13 protein-coding genes are annotated in these 15,885 nt (G+C 71.2%); 3 read left to right on the plus strand and 10 right to left on the minus strand.

Features of this window, described 5'->3' with window-relative positions; all coding sequences use genetic code 11:
• Nucleotides 1-18: 18 nt before the first annotated feature.
• The 10 genes from ACIBK3_RS16200 to ACIBK3_RS16245 form a co-directional block, all read right to left on the minus strand.
• Complete coding sequence (locus ACIBK3_RS16200; protein ID WP_399366004.1) at nt 19-996, minus strand: phosphotransferase family protein; 978 nt, start codon at nt 994-996, stop codon at nt 19-21.
• Nucleotides 993-2,195 carry an acyl-CoA dehydrogenase family protein gene (locus tag ACIBK3_RS16205; RefSeq protein WP_399366006.1) on the minus strand — a complete coding sequence of 401 codons (1,203 nt, stop codon included), beginning with the start codon at nt 2,193-2,195 and terminating at the stop codon, nt 993-995. The genes ACIBK3_RS16200 and ACIBK3_RS16205 overlap by 4 nt, the downstream gene beginning before the upstream one ends.
• A gap of 18 nt (nt 2,196-2,213) precedes the next feature.
• On the minus strand, nt 2,214-3,359 hold the full coding sequence (locus ACIBK3_RS16210) for a thiolase family protein (protein WP_399366008.1): 1,146 nt from the start codon (nt 3,357-3,359) through the stop codon (nt 2,214-2,216).
• Nucleotides 3,356-3,751, minus strand: coding sequence for a Zn-ribbon domain-containing OB-fold protein (locus ACIBK3_RS16215; protein ID WP_399366010.1), 396 nt, complete (start codon nt 3,749-3,751; stop codon nt 3,356-3,358). Before ACIBK3_RS16215 ends, ACIBK3_RS16210 begins: the two co-directional genes overlap by 4 nt.
• Before the next feature lie 5 nt (nt 3,752-3,756).
• Nucleotides 3,757-4,545: an enoyl-CoA hydratase/isomerase family protein gene (locus tag ACIBK3_RS16220; protein WP_399366012.1), complete on the minus strand. Its 789-nt coding sequence runs from the start codon at nt 4,543-4,545 to the stop codon at nt 3,757-3,759.
• Between the two features lie 422 nt (nt 4,546-4,967).
• A complete protein-coding gene (locus tag ACIBK3_RS16225; protein ID WP_399366014.1) occupies nt 4,968-6,497 on the minus strand; it encodes a GMC family oxidoreductase in 1,530 nt (509 codons plus the stop codon).
• An 85-nt stretch (nt 6,498-6,582) separates the two neighbouring features.
• Entirely contained in the window at nt 6,583-8,037 is a 1,455-nt protein-coding gene (locus tag ACIBK3_RS16230) for an aldehyde dehydrogenase (RefSeq protein ID WP_399366016.1), read from the minus strand.
• A gap of 134 nt (nt 8,038-8,171) precedes the next feature.
• On the minus strand, nt 8,172-10,160 hold the full coding sequence (locus ACIBK3_RS16235) for an FAD-dependent oxidoreductase (protein ID WP_399366017.1): 1,989 nt from the start codon (nt 10,158-10,160) through the stop codon (nt 8,172-8,174).
• A 63-nt stretch (nt 10,161-10,223) separates the two neighbouring features.
• On the minus strand, nt 10,224-11,414 hold the full coding sequence (locus ACIBK3_RS16240) for an acyl-CoA dehydrogenase family protein (RefSeq protein WP_399366019.1): 1,191 nt from the start codon (nt 11,412-11,414) through the stop codon (nt 10,224-10,226).
• Between the two features lie 90 nt (nt 11,415-11,504).
• Nucleotides 11,505-12,314: an SDR family NAD(P)-dependent oxidoreductase gene (locus ACIBK3_RS16245; RefSeq protein WP_399366021.1), complete on the minus strand. Its 810-nt coding sequence runs from the start codon at nt 12,312-12,314 to the stop codon at nt 11,505-11,507.
• 95 nt (nt 12,315-12,409) lie between these two features.
• On the opposite strand from ACIBK3_RS16245, the gene ACIBK3_RS16250 reads away from it, so the two are divergent.
• The 3 genes from ACIBK3_RS16250 (at nt 12,410) to ACIBK3_RS16260 (ending at nt 15,755) form a co-directional block, all read left to right on the plus strand.
• The gene (locus ACIBK3_RS16250; protein WP_399366023.1) at nt 12,410-13,450 is read left to right on the plus strand and encodes an NAD(P)-dependent alcohol dehydrogenase; all 1,041 of its coding nucleotides are present in this window, start codon (nt 12,410-12,412) and stop codon (nt 13,448-13,450) included.
• Between the two features lie 42 nt (nt 13,451-13,492).
• Nucleotides 13,493-14,245: an SDR family oxidoreductase gene (locus ACIBK3_RS16255; protein WP_399366025.1), complete on the plus strand. Its 753-nt coding sequence runs from the start codon at nt 13,493-13,495 to the stop codon at nt 14,243-14,245.
• A gap of 151 nt (nt 14,246-14,396) precedes the next feature.
• Entirely contained in the window at nt 14,397-15,755 is a 1,359-nt protein-coding gene (locus tag ACIBK3_RS16260) for an FAD-binding protein (RefSeq protein ID WP_399366027.1), read from the plus strand.
• Nucleotides 15,756-15,885: the final 130 nt, after the last annotated feature.

The raw sequence follows: 15,885 nt of genomic DNA on the forward strand, positions 1-15,885 counted from the left end.
TCGTGTGGTCGGTCCGGATCAGCCGAGGATGTCGCGCGCCGTGCGGATCATCGCGGCGATGGTGGGCGGCAGTCGCTCCTGGTCCGGGTCGTGGTGCTTGCCCTCGCGGTGCCGGCGCAGGTTGTGGCCCATGATCGCGGCCATCTTCATGCGGCCGAGTGCTCGGAACCAGTCCATCGCGGGCAGCGCGGGCCGGCCGTCGAGGTAGGCGTCCAGCAGTTCGGCCTCGCTGGGCAGGCCGGGTACGGCACGCCCCAGCCGGGGGAAGTTGCGGTGGTCGGCGAAGAGCAGGAACCAGCCGAGGTCGATGCGCGGGTCGCCGACGCTCCAGATCTCCCAGTCGACGACGGCCACCGCACGCTCGTCGACGCACAGCACGTTGCCCAGCCGGAAGTCGCCGTGCAGCAGCACCGGCGGCAGACCGACGGGCACGTCATGGGCGAGGCGTGCGAGCAACTCCTCCCCACCGGGCCGTAGCTCGCCGGGAACAGCGTGCAGGGTGCGGCTCCATCGCTCCAACTCACCTGCCGCGTCGAGGGGTTCGGGCGGATCGAGGCCGGGCGTACGGGTGTCGGTGGCGTGCAGCCGGCGCAGTACGGCGGCGATCTCCAGCATCCGGGCGCGAGCTGTCGCGGCCGGCACCTCGGGTTCGTCGAGTACCGGTTCGATGGCCTCCCCGACCGCGAACTCCATGGCGAACCAGGCCGGTTGCCTCTCGTCGACGGCGGCGACGCCCGGCACCGGCACCGCGGATCCGGCCAGCGCGCCCAGCACCCGGGCCTGGCGCAGCACGTCGTTGCGTCCGACGGGCCGCTGCCCCGGAGGCACCGCCTTGACGACGTACCGGGCGTCCCCCGCGGTGACGGAGTACGTGAGCCCCGAGTGGCCGCCCGGCAGTACCGCCAACTCCCCTATGACAGCGCCCGGATGACGGCGGGCGAGCCGCTCACGGACCCGGTCGGTCAGCTCCGACACCGCAGTGGCGGCCATGCTCATCGGACGGGCTCCTTCGGCAGGCCGAGCACGCGTTCGGCGAGGATGTTGTGCTGGATCTCGTCGGTGCCGCCCGCGATGCTGTAGCCGGGGGCGCCCAGCAGGTGCTCCGTCCAGGCATACGTGCCCCACTGCTCGGTGTCCGCGACGAGGCGCGGCCCCAGCAGCTCGGCGACCAGATCGCTGGTGCGCCGCATGGTCTCGGTGGCGTAGAGCTTGCCGACCGAGGCTTCCGCGCCGGGCTCGCGTCCGGCGACGAGGGCGGCGGTCACCCGCAGTCCGATGAGCCGCTGGACGAGGGTGCGCAGGTAAAGGTCGGCGGCCCGCTGCTGTTCGCTGCCGGTGAGCGGGCGGGGCAGGTTCCCGGCGAGGTCCAGCGCGCGGTCGGCGTTGTCCAGGCCGAGGTTGCCGGAGTCGAGCCGTTCGGCGGCCAGCACGCTGAGGGTGACCCGCCAGCCCTCGCCGACCGGTCCGAGCCGATCGGTGTCGGGCACCCGCACGCCGTCGAGGTAGACCTCGTTGAAGCTGGTGCCGCCCGTCATCTGCCGGATGGGCCGTACGGTCACACCCGGCGCGTCCATGCGTACCAGGAAGACGGTGATGCCGGCGTGCTTGCGCACGTCCGGATCGGTACGGCACACCGCGACGCCCCAGGTCGCCACTCGGGCCCCGGAGGTCCACACCTTGTGCCCCTGAAGCACCCAGCTGTCACCGTCGCGCACCGCCCGGGTGCGCACCGCGGCGAGGTCGGATCCGGCCTCGGTCTCCGAGAACAGCTGGCAGGCCAGTTCGTCGGTGCGCAGCATGGGCCGCAGCCAGCGTTCCTTCTGTTCCTCGGCGCCCCAGATGCCGATCGCGGGGGCGACGAGCTGCTGTGTCACCGGGAAGACCTCGGTGCGATGCGGCACGTCGAAGGCTGCCTCTTCGGTGCGGTAGAGCTGCTCGTAGTACGCGGGCAGGCCGCGTCCCCCGTACTGCTCCTGCCAGTTGAGCGCGCCCCACCCATGGTCGTAGCGGGTCCGTTCCCACTCCCGGATGCGGACGGTGTGCTCGCGCTCCTGTTCCTCGGTCCAGTTCTCGAAGACGGCGACGGAGTCGGAGCCGCTGCCCCACTCCCCGTCGGCGGCGCGCGGCCGGGCGACCGTGGTGAGCCATTGCCGGGCCTGGGCGCGGAACTCCTCGGGTTCCGGGATGGCGCTCATCTCTTCCTCCACCTCCGTTCAGCGGGACAGCACGGTGCAGGCGCTCACGCCCGGGGCGCCGTACACGTGCGTGAAGCCGACCCTGGGTTCGCCGGGGACCTGCCGCTCACCGGCCCGTCCGCGCAGTTGCTGGACGATCTCGTAGACCTGGCGCAGTCCCGAGGCGCCGATGGGTTCGCCGTTGGCGATGCAGCCGCCGTCGGTGTTGACCGGCAGGCTCCCGCCGATCCCGGTGGCGCCTGAGGCGACCAGCCGCTCCTGCTCGCCGTCCTCGCAGAACCCGCACTCGGCCATGTGCATGACCTCGGCGCCGCTCTCGGTGTCCTGCAACTGGCAGACGTCGACCTCACCCGGGCCGATCCCGGCCTCCTCGAAGGCGGCGGCCGAGGCGTCACGGCTGACGCTGGTGAGCGGGCCGCCGGGGATCCAGGGACTGAACACCTCGAACGAGCCGAAGCGCCGGGTGCGTACGGCCGCCGAGCGCAAGGTGACCGGTGTGCCCTCAAGGGTGCGTGCGGCCTCGGGTGAGCACAGCACCAACGCGGCGGCGCCCGCTCCCGGGGAACAGAACATGTAGCGGGTCAGCGGATCGCTGACCATGCCCGAGTCGAGGATCTCGTCCGCGTCCACCGGTTTGCGGCGCCACGCCTCAGGGGTCAGGCCACCGTTGCGGTACGCCTTCTCGGCGACCAGGGCGAGGGTCCGCGGTGTGATGCCGTGGTCGTGCATGTAGCGCTGGATCTTCATGCCGAAGAACTGGGTCGTGACCATCAGCCCGTCGCTGCCGTACTCCGCTCCCAGCCCCCAGTCCTCGGGCCGCGGGTCGAAGGCGCCGCGCGGGTGTTTGTCGAAGCCGACGGCGAGGACGACGTCCGCCATGCCGGAGCGGATCGCGTTCACGGCGGAGACCAGCGCGCTGCCGCCGGTGGCGCAGCCGTTCTTGACGTTGACGAACGGCAGTCCGGTCAGACCGAGTTGGGCCACCAGCGTGTCGGCGAGGCCGGCGCTGTCGCTGCCGCCGAAGGCGGCCCGCACCCGCGACCACTCGATCCCGGCGTCCGCCAGCGCGGCGTTCACCGCTCCTACGGCCAGTTGCCGGCCGCTCGCCTCCGACCGGCCGAACGGGGTGCGCCCTGCGCCGCAGATCAGGACGTCGGTACTCATGAGCCCTCCTCACCGGGGGTCGTGGGCCTCGCCCGCGGGACACCGGAGCCCGCGGTCACGGTGAGGGGCATCCCGATACGGACGCCGTCGAGGCCGTCGCGGATGTCGACGTCGAGTACCGCGGCCACCCGCACGCCCTCCGCCAGTTCGACGTAGCCGAGCGCGAACGGCTCGAAGCCGCCGGGCGGGGCCTGATAGGGCGGCGACTTAGGGGCGTACCGCTGCACCGTCCAGGTCCACAGCGTGCCCGTGCCCTGCAGGACCGCCGGAACGGCCGGTCCCCCGCAGCGCGGGCACGTGTCCTCCGCGGGGTAGGCCGCCACCGCGCAGCCGGAGCAGCGTGAGCCCTGGAGCCCGACGGCGACGGCCGGACTCCGCGGATCCGTGGCCATCCGGATCAGCGCCCCGTCCACTTGGGTTCACGCTTCTCCAGGAACGCCGACACGCCTTCGTTCGCGTCCTCGGAGTTGAGCGCCACACCCACGGCGAGGTGCTCCATCACCATCAGCGACTGGGTGTCGGCGTCCAGGCTGCGGTCGATCGTCATCTTCGTGAGCCACATCGTGAAGGGGCTCTTGTCGACGAGGTCCCCGATGAAGTCGTCGACTGTCGCGTCCAGCTTGTCGGCCGGGGCGGACTTGTTGATCAGTCCGAATTCGGCGGCCTCGATGCCGGAGAGGAGCTTGCCGGTGAGCATCAGCTCCTTGGTCTTGCGGATGCCGATCATGCGCGGCACCCGGTAGATCGGGCCGGCCCCGCCGAACAGCGCTCGGCGGATGTGGAAGTCACCGATCTTGGCGTCGTCCGCGGAGATGGCGAAGTCGCAGGAGATCATGATTTCGAAGCCGCCGGCGGTGACGTAGCCCTCCAGGACGGCCACCGACGGGGTCTTCATCGAGTAGAGGCGGTCGCACACCTTCGCGGACTTCACCGCGACGTCGATCGCGTTCGACTTGCCGACGTAATCCGCCTTCAGGCTGTCGAGGTCGAAGCCCGAGCAGAAGGTGCCGCCACGGCCGCGCACCACCAGGACCCGCAGCTCGGGGTCCTCGTCGACCTCCGTGATGATCTCGTCGAGCCGGTCCAGGATCGGCACGGTGACACAGTTCCTCTTCCACGGGCGGTTGAGCCACACACGGGCGACGTGGCCGTCACGCTCGAACTGGATCTCGTCTTCCACTGCCATCTTCCAACCCCTTCGGAGTCCGAACTGAACTGAATTCACTACGAGTCTGGAAGCATCGAGGGACCATGTCAACCCCTGCGATCAAGCAAACCGAACCTGATTCAATTGCCTCGGAGCCGACCGCCGCCGGCCGGACTTCGTGGCCGAGGCGCTGCTGGTGCCGTATCTGCTCTCCGCGATGTCCGGTCGGTCGGGTCCGGGACGGCGCGCGTGGGGGACATCGACAGCGGTACGGAGCTCGGCTGCGCCCGCCGGACGGGTCCGCCGGCCGTGAGAGGGGCCGCGGCTTCTCCACGTACGACAGCGGACCACGCCGCCTGCCATGCCGGTGAGCCGGCCGCCGGATGGGCGGCGGCCGGCTCACTCATACGGTGCCGTTGCGACGTGCGGTGCGATGCCGGGCCGGGCCGGGCCGCCAACCGTCAGGCGCCGTGTCCCAGTTGGTCCGCCCAGCGTTCGGCCATCATCATCACCGTCGTGTTGGTCGGCACGGCCGGGATGTCCGGCATGGTGGAGGCGTCGACGACGTACAACGCGTCGACCCCGTGCACCTTGCCGGCCTGGTCCACCACCGCGGCCGGGGTGCCCTCCCCGCCCATCGCGCAGGTGCCCACCGCGTGGCAGTAGGTGTTCTTGCCCTGGAGGACAGCGCGGGTGAGGTCGGCGTCCGTGGTGGCCTCAGGACCGGGCCACGTTTCGGCCCGTACGTACTTCTCCAGCGGGCCGGAACCCATGATCTGCCGGATCTGCCGGATGCCGGCCACCATGCGCCGTACGTCGTCGGGGTGGTCGAGCAGCCCCAGCCGGATGCTCGGGTCGGCCTCGGGAGCGCGTGAGGTGATCTCCACCCTGCCCAACGAGTACGGACGGACCACAGCGAGGGGCACGAGCATCACCCCGGGCTCCATGGTGAACGGCAGCGCGTGCAGATCGACTTCACCGTCGCCGCCCGCTCCCGCCGAGGAGAACGCCAGGGCGGTCTGCAACGGCGGCTTGAGCTCACCGACCGCCTCCTCGTCCACGGCGTAGGTGAGGTACACCATGGGGTGGTCACGGAGGTTCCTGCCCACGCCTTCGAGGGGCCGGACCTCGAGGATGGACAGCTCTTGGAGCAACCGCCGCGGGCCGATGCCCGAGCGCATCAGGATGGCGGGGCTGCCGATGGCTCCGGCGGAGAGAACGACCAGGTCGGCTTCGAGAGCGGTGCCGTCGGCGAGGATCACCGCACGGGCCGTCCCGTCCGCGGTGAACTCCACGCGGTCGACGGTCCGTCCGCCCAGTACGGTCAGGTTCTCGCGGTGGCGGGCCGGGCCGAGGTAGGCGATGGCGGAGCTCTGCCGGATGCCGTTCTTGCGGTTGAAGGGGATCGGGCCCGCGCCGCGCCGGCGGGCGCCGTTGATGTCCTGGTGGATGGGGTGGCCTGCCTGGGCACAGGCCTCCAGGAACGCGGACATGACCGGGCGCAGTCCGTTGCCTTCAGTGAAGCGCTCGATGTGTACGGGGCCGCCGGTGCCGTGCAGTTCCCCGCCCACCGGGTCGTCCTCCAGCTTCTTGAAGTACGGCAGGACCTGGTCCCAGGACCAGCGGTCGTTGCCCAGTCCGGTCCAGCGGGCGAAGTCCTCGGGGGTGGGCCGCAGCGCGTTGGCGCCGTTGACGGACGACGAGCCGCCGATGACCTTGCCGCGCAGGACGGGCACGATGCCCTGCTGGACGATCCCGAACATCGGGATGCTGTCGGCATCGACGACGTGGTCGGCCGACTCGTAGCCCCAGTCGTGGGTGGTGAATCCGAACTGGTCGGCGTCGAGTACCTCGGGGGCGGTCTCCTCCTGGGTGCGGTAGTCGTGACCCGCCTCGACCAGCGTGACGTGGTTCGTGGGGTCCTCGCTGAGCCGGGCGGCCAGGACACCACCGGCGGAACCTCCGCCGCAGACCACTGTGCGACGTGCCATGGTTACCTCGCTTCTCTCTTCTTCGAGACGAAGGGTTCGGGACGTGGGAGCCGACGAGTCGGCAGGTCGGCGTGTGCGTCGTTCCTCAGCCCAGGGGCGCGCCGGACAAGGCGATCGACTTGGGTTCGAGGAAGTCGTCGAGGCCTTCGGGGCCGTTCTCGCGGCCGAAGCCCGACTTCTTGCTGCCGCCGAAGGGGGCGTTGATGTCGAGCGTGTAGGCGTTGATGCTGAAGGTTCCGGTGCGCACGCGGCGGGCGATCCGCAGGGCGGTTTCCTCGTCCTGGGTCCAGACGGTTCCGGAGAGCCCGTACGGCGAGTCGTTGGCGAGTTCGACGGCGTGGTCGGGACCGTCGTGCGGGATGGCGACGACGACGGGGCCGAAGATCTCCTCCTGCGCGATCCGCATGTCGTTGGTGACGTCGGTGAAGAGGGTGGGTTCGAGGTACCAGCCGGTGCTCAGGCCCGCGGGGCGGCCTCCGCCGCAGGCCACGGTGGCGCCTTCCTTCCTGCCGAGGGCGATGTACTCCTCGACGCGTGCGCGGTGGGCCTCGGTGATCATCGGTCCGATCACGGTCGCGGGGTCGGCCGGGTCGCCGATGGGCAGGGCGCTCATGTGACGTGCCAGGGCCTCGGTGAACTCGGTGTAGCGGGAGCGCGGCAGCAGGATGCGGGTCTGGGCGGTGCAGATCTCGCCCTGCATGAAGGCGGCGCCGCAGCCGACGAGTGCCGGGACGACGGTGTCGATGTCGGCGTCCTCCAGCACGATCGCCGCCGATTTCCCGCCCAGTTCCAAGGTCACCCGGCGGATGTCGCGGCCGCAGGCCTCGGCGATGCGGGCGCCGACCGCGGTGCTTCCCGTGAAGCTGACCTTGTCCACACCCGGGTGGGCGACCACGTACTCGCTCTCCGCGGCCTCGGCGGCGAACAGGCCGATGACGCCTTCGGGAACGGCCGATTCGGCGACGACCTCGGCGAACACGTGGCAGGCGAGCGGGTCCTGCACCGGTGCCTTGACGATGACCGTGCAGCCGGCCATGAGGGCGGCGGCGATCTTCTGGGCGGTCAGCGGGAGCGGCCCGTTCCAGGCGGGGATGGCCACGACGACGCCGACGGGTTCGCGGACGACCAGAGTGCGGGCCGGTCCGTCGACCCGCTCCTCCTCGAAGACGTGTCCCTCGGCCAACGTGGCATAGAAGCGCAGGTAGTTGGAGGGGGCGACCGCGAAGTATCCCTCGGCGAAGCCGCGCGGGCAGCCGGTCTCGGCCATGGCCAGTCGGGCGAGTTCGGCCGCACGCGTGTCGAGGCGGTCGGCGAGGTCGCGCAGGGCCGCGGCGCGCTGTTGAACGCTCCACCTCGGCCAGGGACCGGCGTCGAACGCCCGGCGGGCCGCGGCCACGGCGTCGTCGACGTCCGCCGTGGAGGCCAGGGGAACGTGGCCGATGACCTCCTCGGTGCTGGGTGAGACGACCTGCGCGACGCGATCGGTGGAGGGGGCGGTGAGCCGGCCTCCGATGAGGATGCGGTCGTAGTGGTGTGCCATGCGGGGGCTGCCTCTCTGCGGAAACGCGGAACCTCGGAAACGCGGAAATGCGGGAACTCGGAAATGCGGAAACGCGGAAACTCGGACGCGGAGACGCTGCCGAGGAATGCTGATCGCCGCCCGTCCAGGGGTCGTCACTGCAACCTGGTGGTCCGTGCGGTCAAGGTCTCGGCTGCCGCGCGTCCCTCCGCGACGGCGTGTGCGATGCGGCGCGGCACGACGCAGTCGCCGATCGCGTGGACCGTCTGGTGGCCGGAAGGGGTGAAGTCGGGGCGGCACGGGTGGCGTTCGCCGACGGTGACCAGGACGTCGGCGGCGAGGCTGGACTCCTGGCCGTCCAGGACGTGGCGCAGGCGCACTCCGTCGGTGGTCGTCGAGGTCACCGTGCTCATCGCGAGGACGCGCAGGGGCGCGCCGGTGAGCCGGTTCAGCAGTTGGGTGCGGTTCTCCGGTGACAGGCCGGTGGCGAAACCGGTGCCGGGGGTGATGAAGGTGACCTCCCCGGCGCCGGCCGCCAGCGCGCTCTCCACGGCGCTGATGCCCTGCCACCAGCCGAAGCCGTCGTCGAGGACGGCGACGACGGGCGCGTCCGGTACGACGTCCGCGTACCGGTGCAGGAACGCGGAACTCGTGAGGGTCCGAAGCTCGCCGGGCACGGAGAGGGACTCTTCCTCCGCGCCGGTGGCCAACACGATGTGGGGGTACGCCTCCAGGTCGTCCGGTTCCGGCGAGGTGCCCAGCAGCAGGCGCACGCCGAAGTCGGCGAGTTGCTCGCGCTGGTAGTCGACGAACTTCCGCCAACCGGAACGGTGGGGGGCGAGGGAGGCCAGGGACGCCTGACCGCCGGGCTGTCGAGCCGTGTCGAACACGGTCACCTCGGCGCCGGAGCGGGCAAGCGTCAGTGCGCACTCCATGCCGGCGGGGCCCGCTCCCAGGACGGCGACAGGACCGCTGCGGCCCCCCGGCCGGGTGAGCGGCAGCGCGACGGCCGGCCGGGTGAGCGGCAGCGCGACGGCAGGGCGGATGGCGGTTCCCGGCGGACCGAGCTCGGGGTTCACCGAGCATGACCCGGTGGGCTCGAAGGTCCGACAGCCTTCGTTGCAGCCCGTGCACGGGCGTACGGATCGCTCGTCGCCCGCGATCACCTTGCGGGCGAAGTCGGGGTCGGCCATGAACGGCCGGGCCATCCCGACCAGGTCGGCCCCCGAGTTCAGCGCCCGCTCGATGTCGGCCACCGTCCGAAAGCCCTGGCTGACCAGGAGAGGCAGTGCGACTGCCGAGCGGAGCCGGGCCACCGACGCCAGCAACGGCGGGCGAGTGGTGGCCATGCCCGGGACGTAGGTGTTGCGGACGCCGGTGGTGACGTTGACGTAGTCGAAGGGCGAGGCGGCGGAAAGCCGCGGCAACAGCTCGGTCAGATCGTCCAGTCCGAGTCCGGAGTTCTCGCCGGGCTCCACCGACACCCGTAAGCCGATGGGGAGTTCACCGATCTCGGTGCGGATGGCGTCGATCACCTGGGTGAGCAGGGCGATACGGTCGCCGTACTCGTCGTCGCGGGTGTTGTTGGCCCGGGAGAGGAACTGGGCGAGCAGGTAGCCGTGGCCGGCGTGCAGTTCCACGCCGTGAAAACCGGCCTCCACGCTGTTCGCCGCGGAGATGCGGAACGCGTCGACGACGCCCCGTACTTGTTCGGTGCTCAGCGGATGGGGCGCGGTCGCCTCGCGGGGGGAGCGGACGGCCGCGGCGGAGACCGGCGCGTAGTAGGTGCCGGCACCCAGGGTCTCCCGGCCGAGGTGGACGAGTTGCGCGACGGCCACGGCGCCCTCGTCCGTGATGGCCTCCGCCCGGCGGCGTACCGCGTCCTTGATCTCGGGGCGCCACGCTTCGGTCAGATAGCGGCGTGGCAGCGTCGACTCGGGTGCCACGGCGGTGCCTCCAGTGATCACCATGCCGACGCCTCCTTCAGCCAGCCGCCGCCAGTAGGCCACGTCGGTCTCGGTGGGGACGCCGTCGCTGACGGCGGCGGTGGCGTGGGCGGTGGCTACGAGGCGGTTGCGCAGGGTGAGACCGCCGAGGGTGAAGGGTGTGGCGAGGGCGGGCGGGGTGCGTGGCGTCGGCGTCATGCGGATGCGGCTCCCGTTGTCTGTTCTCGTGGCCTGTTCTCGTTGCCTGTTCCCCTTGTCCGGTCAGGCGGCGGATCCTGTGGTGAGACGAACGCCGCTGGGGAGACCGATGAGTTCGGCGAGTCGGGTCCGGTGCCGGTCCGTCGTGCCGAAGAAGGGCTCGCCGCTGCGCGCGCGACGCACGTACAGATGGGCCGGATGCTCCCAGGTGAAGCCGATGCCGCCGTGCAGTTGGACGTACTCGGCCGTCGCCAGACGGAAGGTCTCCGAGCAGACCACGGCGGCGGCACAGGCGGCCACCGGCAGCTGCGGCGAGGCGACGGCGGCGCAGGCGGTCGCGTACGCGGACGCGGAGCGTGCCGCCTCCAGCGCGACGAGCACGTCGGCCAGCCGGTGCTTGACTGCCTGGAAGGAACCGATGGGTCGCCCGAACTGATGGCGCTGTGCGGCGAATTCGACCGTGGCGTCGAGCGCGTGTCCGCTGCCGCCGACCTGTTCCGCCGCGAGGGCTGCCCGCCCGGTGTCGAGGGTCGCCGCGACGGTCTCTTCGGTGCGCTCAGCCGTTCCCACGGTGGTGACCGGCGCCCCGAGGAATTCAACCAGCGCCTGGCGCCGCGTCTCGTCCAGAACCCGGCGCCCAGTCCGCCGGCTGGTGTCCGGTGTGGGCTCACAGGCGAACAGCCTCGGTCCGGCGGGAGTTCGGGCCCGTACGAGAATCAGATCCGCGCCGGCCCCGTCGAGGACGAAGTCCACCCGACCGCGCAGTACCCAGCCCGAACCGCCCTGCTCGGCCATGACGCCAGGCTCTCCGGGCTCGTCCGACTCGTCAGGGCCCTCGGCGTCGAATCCGGCGACGGTCGCGGTGAGCGTGCCGTCGGCGATCCGCGGCAGGTAGCGCTCGCATGCCGTACGGTCGCCGCTGTACAGCAGGGCGTGGGCCGCGAGGGCCACCGTGGGCAGCAGCGGTCCGCAGGACAGGGCGCGCCCCGATTCCTCCAGGGCAACGGCCAGTTCGGCGAAGGTGAAGCCCGACCCGCCGTACTCCTCGGGAATGGCCAGTCCATGGACCCCGATCTCGCCCGCGAGCCGCGCCCAGAGCGGTTCGTCGTATCCGCGCGGGGTGGCCAGATGTTTGCGGACGTCCTCGGGACCGCTTGTCTCGGTGTAGAAGTCCCGCAGGACGGCGCGCAGTTGCCGCTGTTCGTCGGTTTCGGACAGCAGGTGGGGGTCGATCTCGGGGTGACGACGGTGCATGGTGCGCGCTCCTCACGAAACTGAACTCAATTCACTGACGGTAGGCACAGGACTCCGGCCCGGCAAGACCTCTGCACGAGTTGATGTCGCTCAGGCGGTGAACCGGCCGCCGTTGGCGAGCAGCACCGCGCCGACCAGGTTCGCCGCGGCGTCGCTCGCCAGGAAGAGCGCTATGTCGGCGATCTCCTCGGAGGTCGCGTACGGGCGCACCCGCGGGTCGGCGAAACCGGTCCGCAGCACCTCGGGAGTGCGCGCCGCCATCCCCGTCTCCGTCGGCCCTGGAGCCAGCACGTTCACGCGGATCCCGGACGCGACGACCTCCTTGGCCACCGCCTGACTCAGTGCGTGCACACCGGCCTTGGAGGCGGCGTAGTGGGGATAGCCGACGGGGGTATCGAAGGCGGACGACGAGCCGATCACCACGATCGACCCGGCTCCGACGGGACGCATGGCCCGCACCGCGGCACGCAGCACATGGAACGTGCCGTCCAGGTTCACTCGCATGACGCGCCCCCAGGAGGCGTCGTCGAGGGAACCGGTCACCTCGACCGGCCGCCCCTCGATCAGCGCGTCCGCGATGCGCTGCTTGGCCTCGGGGTCGTCGACCCCGGCCGCGTGCACCAGGACGTCGAGCCGCCCGTGGCTGCGCAGTACATCCTGGACAGCCGCGTCGACCGCCCCCGCGTCCGCCACGTCGAGTGCGGCCGCCCTGGCGCCGGGCAGTTCCTTCGCGACCGCCTCCGCACCGTCGCCGTTCACGTCCACCAGGACGACGGCCCGCGCTCCTTCCGCCGCGAGCTTGCGGGCGACCGCCGCCCCCATGCCGGAGCCGGCGCCCGTCACCATCGCCACCTTGCCCGCGAACCTGTTCGTCGGCCCGCCTGCGCCTGTGCCTGTCAAGACAGTCTCCCCTTCACCGCTCCTGGCTGTATTGAACTGACTTCACCTCTGTTACCGTGGCGACCGCAGGGCTGACAAGACCTTGGACGGTGAAGATGAGGGCACTGCGACTGACCGCGTGGGGCGAACCCCCGGCACTGGCCGAGGTCGAGCGTCCGGCCCCCCAGGGCGCCGAAGTACTGGTTCGGGTCGAAGCCACCGGGTTGTGCCATTCCGACCTTCATGTCATCGGTGCCGTTCCGGGGGCTCTCCCCTATCGGCTCCCGTTCACCCTCGGCCACGAGGTCTGCGGGCGGATCGAGACCCTGGGGCCCCACACCGACGGGGTGCGGGTCGGTGACCGCGTGGTGCTCTACGGACCGTGGGGCTGCGGCGCCTGCGACCGGTGCGCCACGGGCCGGGACAACTACTGCGACCGGCGCGACACCCTCGCCTGGCACGGGGCGGGACTGGGCCGGGACGGCGGAATGGCAGAGTACGTACTCGTCCCGTCCGCCCGCCATCTCGTGCCGATCGACGACCTGGCCGCCGATCAGGCGGCTCCGCTCTCGGACGCGGGCCTGACGTCGTACCACGCCGTGGCCGGGCTCCGGCACGCGCTCGGCAAAGGCACCACCACCGCCGTCATCGGCGTCGGAGGGCTCGGCCACCTGGCCGTGCAGATCCTTCGCGCGACCACCCGCAGCCGCGTGCTGGCGGTCGACGTCCGGGAGGACGCCCTGGCTCTCGCGGACCGCTCCGGCGCCGACTTCGGCACCCTGGTGCGGGCCGACACCGCCCAGGTTCTGAGGGCACGCGGCGGTGGCGCGGGAGTGGACGCCGTGCTCGACTTCGTCGGCACCACGCAGACGCTGGAACTCGCGGCCAAAGTCCTGCGGCCGGGTGGTGAACTCGCCGTCGTCGGCAGCGGAGGCGGCCATCTGACGGTCTCCAAGCCAGGGGTTCTCCCGCCGGGCTTCAGGCTCTCGCTGCCCTTCTGGGGAACGCGCCCCGAACTCGCCGAGGTCGTCGCGCTGGCACGCTCGGGGGCGATCCACGTGGAGACCGAGCGGTACCCGCTGTCCGCCGCCCCTGAGGCGATCGACCGGCTTCGCCGGGGCCGGGTGCACGGTCGGGCCGTACTCGTTCCCGACTGACCAGGTTCAGACGTACACGCACGGACGGAAGGGAAGCTCAGGATGCGCTTCGACGGAAAAGTGGCGATCGTCACCGGTGGAGCCCGGGGCATGGGCGCCTCACATGTACGCGGGCTGGCCGCGGAAGGCGCCCGGGTCGCCGTCTGCGATCTGCTGGACGACGAGGGAGAAGCCCTGGCCGAGGACCTCCCCGACGCGCGGTACCACCACCTCGACGTCACCGACGAAGACGCGTGGCAGTCCGTCGTGCGCACCGTCGAGGACACCTTCGGTCCCGTGGACGTCCTGGTCAACAACGCGGGGATCGTTCACTTCGGCGGTGTGGAAGAGCAGTCGCCCGAGCACTTCCGCCGGATCCTCGACGTCAACGTGGTGGGCACCTTCCTCGGCATGCACACCGTGCTGCCCGGCATGCGCCGGCGCGGCCACGGGGCGGTCGTCAACATCTCCTCGGCCGCCGGCCTCATGGGTTTCGCCGACGGCATCGGCTACGTGGCGAGCAAGTGGGGAATCCGGGGAATGACCAAGGCCGCAGCGCTGGACATGGCCGGCACCGGGGTGCGCGTCAACTCCGTGCATCCGGGCGTCATCCGCACCCCCATGGGCGACCGGGCCAAACCGGAACTCTTCGCCGACCAGCCGGTACCGCGCATCGGGGAGCCCGAGGAGGTCACGCGCATGGTGCTCTTCCTCGCCGGCGACGACGCCTCGTACACCACCGGCGGCGAGTTCCTCGTCGACGGCGGCCAGACCATCGGCCATGTCGGTCGGGCCCACGCGTCAGCCGGCCAGTAGCGCTTCGGGCGGCCGGCGCCGGCCCCACCCGCCGCGCCGGGCCGCCGTCCGCTCAGGGGTGCCGCCCGAGCCGCTCGGCGACGCGGCGGACCACGAAGACAGTGCTGGGTCTACGGGGCACCACGAAGGCCGAGAGAGGGGCTGAGTGCGCGTGTCGGACCACCACACGGTCGACCTGCTCGTGATCGGGGCGGGAATGGCCGGGCTCACCGCGGGAGCGAGAGCCGTGCGCGACGGGTTGTCCGTCGTGGTCGTCGAGATCGGCGGTGACGTCGGGGGATCCGCGCGCTACGCGGGTTACGCCTGGACCGCCCCGAGCCATGAAGTGATGGAGCGGCACAATCCGGGGGGAGATCCCTCACTCAAGCGCGCCCTCGTGGACCGCTTCGAGAACGGCATCACCTGGATTCGGAGCACCGGTGTGGAGGTCAAGGGCGCTCAGCCCGTCCTCAGCTTCGGCCAGGGGCACCAGTTCGACACCCATCACTACGTCGACACCTGCCGCCGCATCATCGTGGAGGCGGGTGGCGAACTGCTGCTGACCACCGATACCGAGCGGCTCCTCCTGGAGGACGGGGCCGTGACCGGAGCGGAACTGCGCACGAGCGACGGCACGCGACGACAGGTGCGCGCCACGTCGACACTCCTGGCCACCGGAGGGTTCCAAGGGGACATGGACCTCCGCAACAAGCTCGTCCACCCCAGCGCCGACCGCATGGAACTGCGCTCCAACCCTCATAGCCGCGGGGCCGGCCACCGCCTGGCGACCGCCGCCGGAGCATCGACCGGGCTGCCCGGCGCCGGCTTCTACGGACATCTGATCCCGAGCGGCGTCCCGTTCGCCGACCCGTCGGACTTCGTCGACCTGTCGCTGTACTACAGCGAGCACGCTCTGCTGTTCAACCTGCTGGGCGAGCGGTTCACCGACGAGACACTGGGTGATCACCTGACGACGATGGCGCTGATGGAACAGCCCGAGAACCGCGGGCTTCTCATCGCAGACGCGCGTGTGTTCCGCGACTGGGTGGTGGGCTCCTACGTGGAAGGGGCGGTCGCCGTCGACAAGTTCGCGCTGGCCGGCAGACGCGGCGGGCGGATCGGCTTCGCCGAGGACCTCGACGAACTCGCCTACCTGCCCGAGGAGTGGGGATACGACGGGCCTGCCGTCCGCGCCGCCGTCGAGCGGTTCAACGCCCGGACGGCGGCGGGTGCGGATCCGGTGCCGGGCCGCCGGCTCGACCGCCTGCCGCTCGACCAACCGCCCTACTACGTCATCGAGACGGTGCCGGCCATCACCTTCCCCTTCCACGGGATCCGCATCGACGACCGGGCACGGGTACTGGGAGAGGACGGCGAGCCCGTGCAAGGGCTCCTCGCTGCCGGCTCGGACACCGGAGGCCTGTGGTACAGGGCCTACGCGGGCGGAATCGCGTCGGCCCTGGTGTTCGGGCTCACCGCGGCCGACACCGCGACGGTCCGCGCCACCTCCGGGCGGGGAAACCGTGGCTGAGACAGTACCGGTCGTCAGGCCCTGGGCGGCGTCGCGACGGCTGACGTCGGCATGCGGGCGACGCGCGAGACGGATACGTAGTCAGTTCATGGACCGGATGCGCACCCGGGCCGGGTCGGATCACGCATCC

The organism is Streptomyces sp. NPDC050287 (assembly GCF_044459385.1).
Taxonomy (GTDB): Bacteria; Actinomycetota; Actinomycetes; order Streptomycetales; family Streptomycetaceae; genus Streptomyces.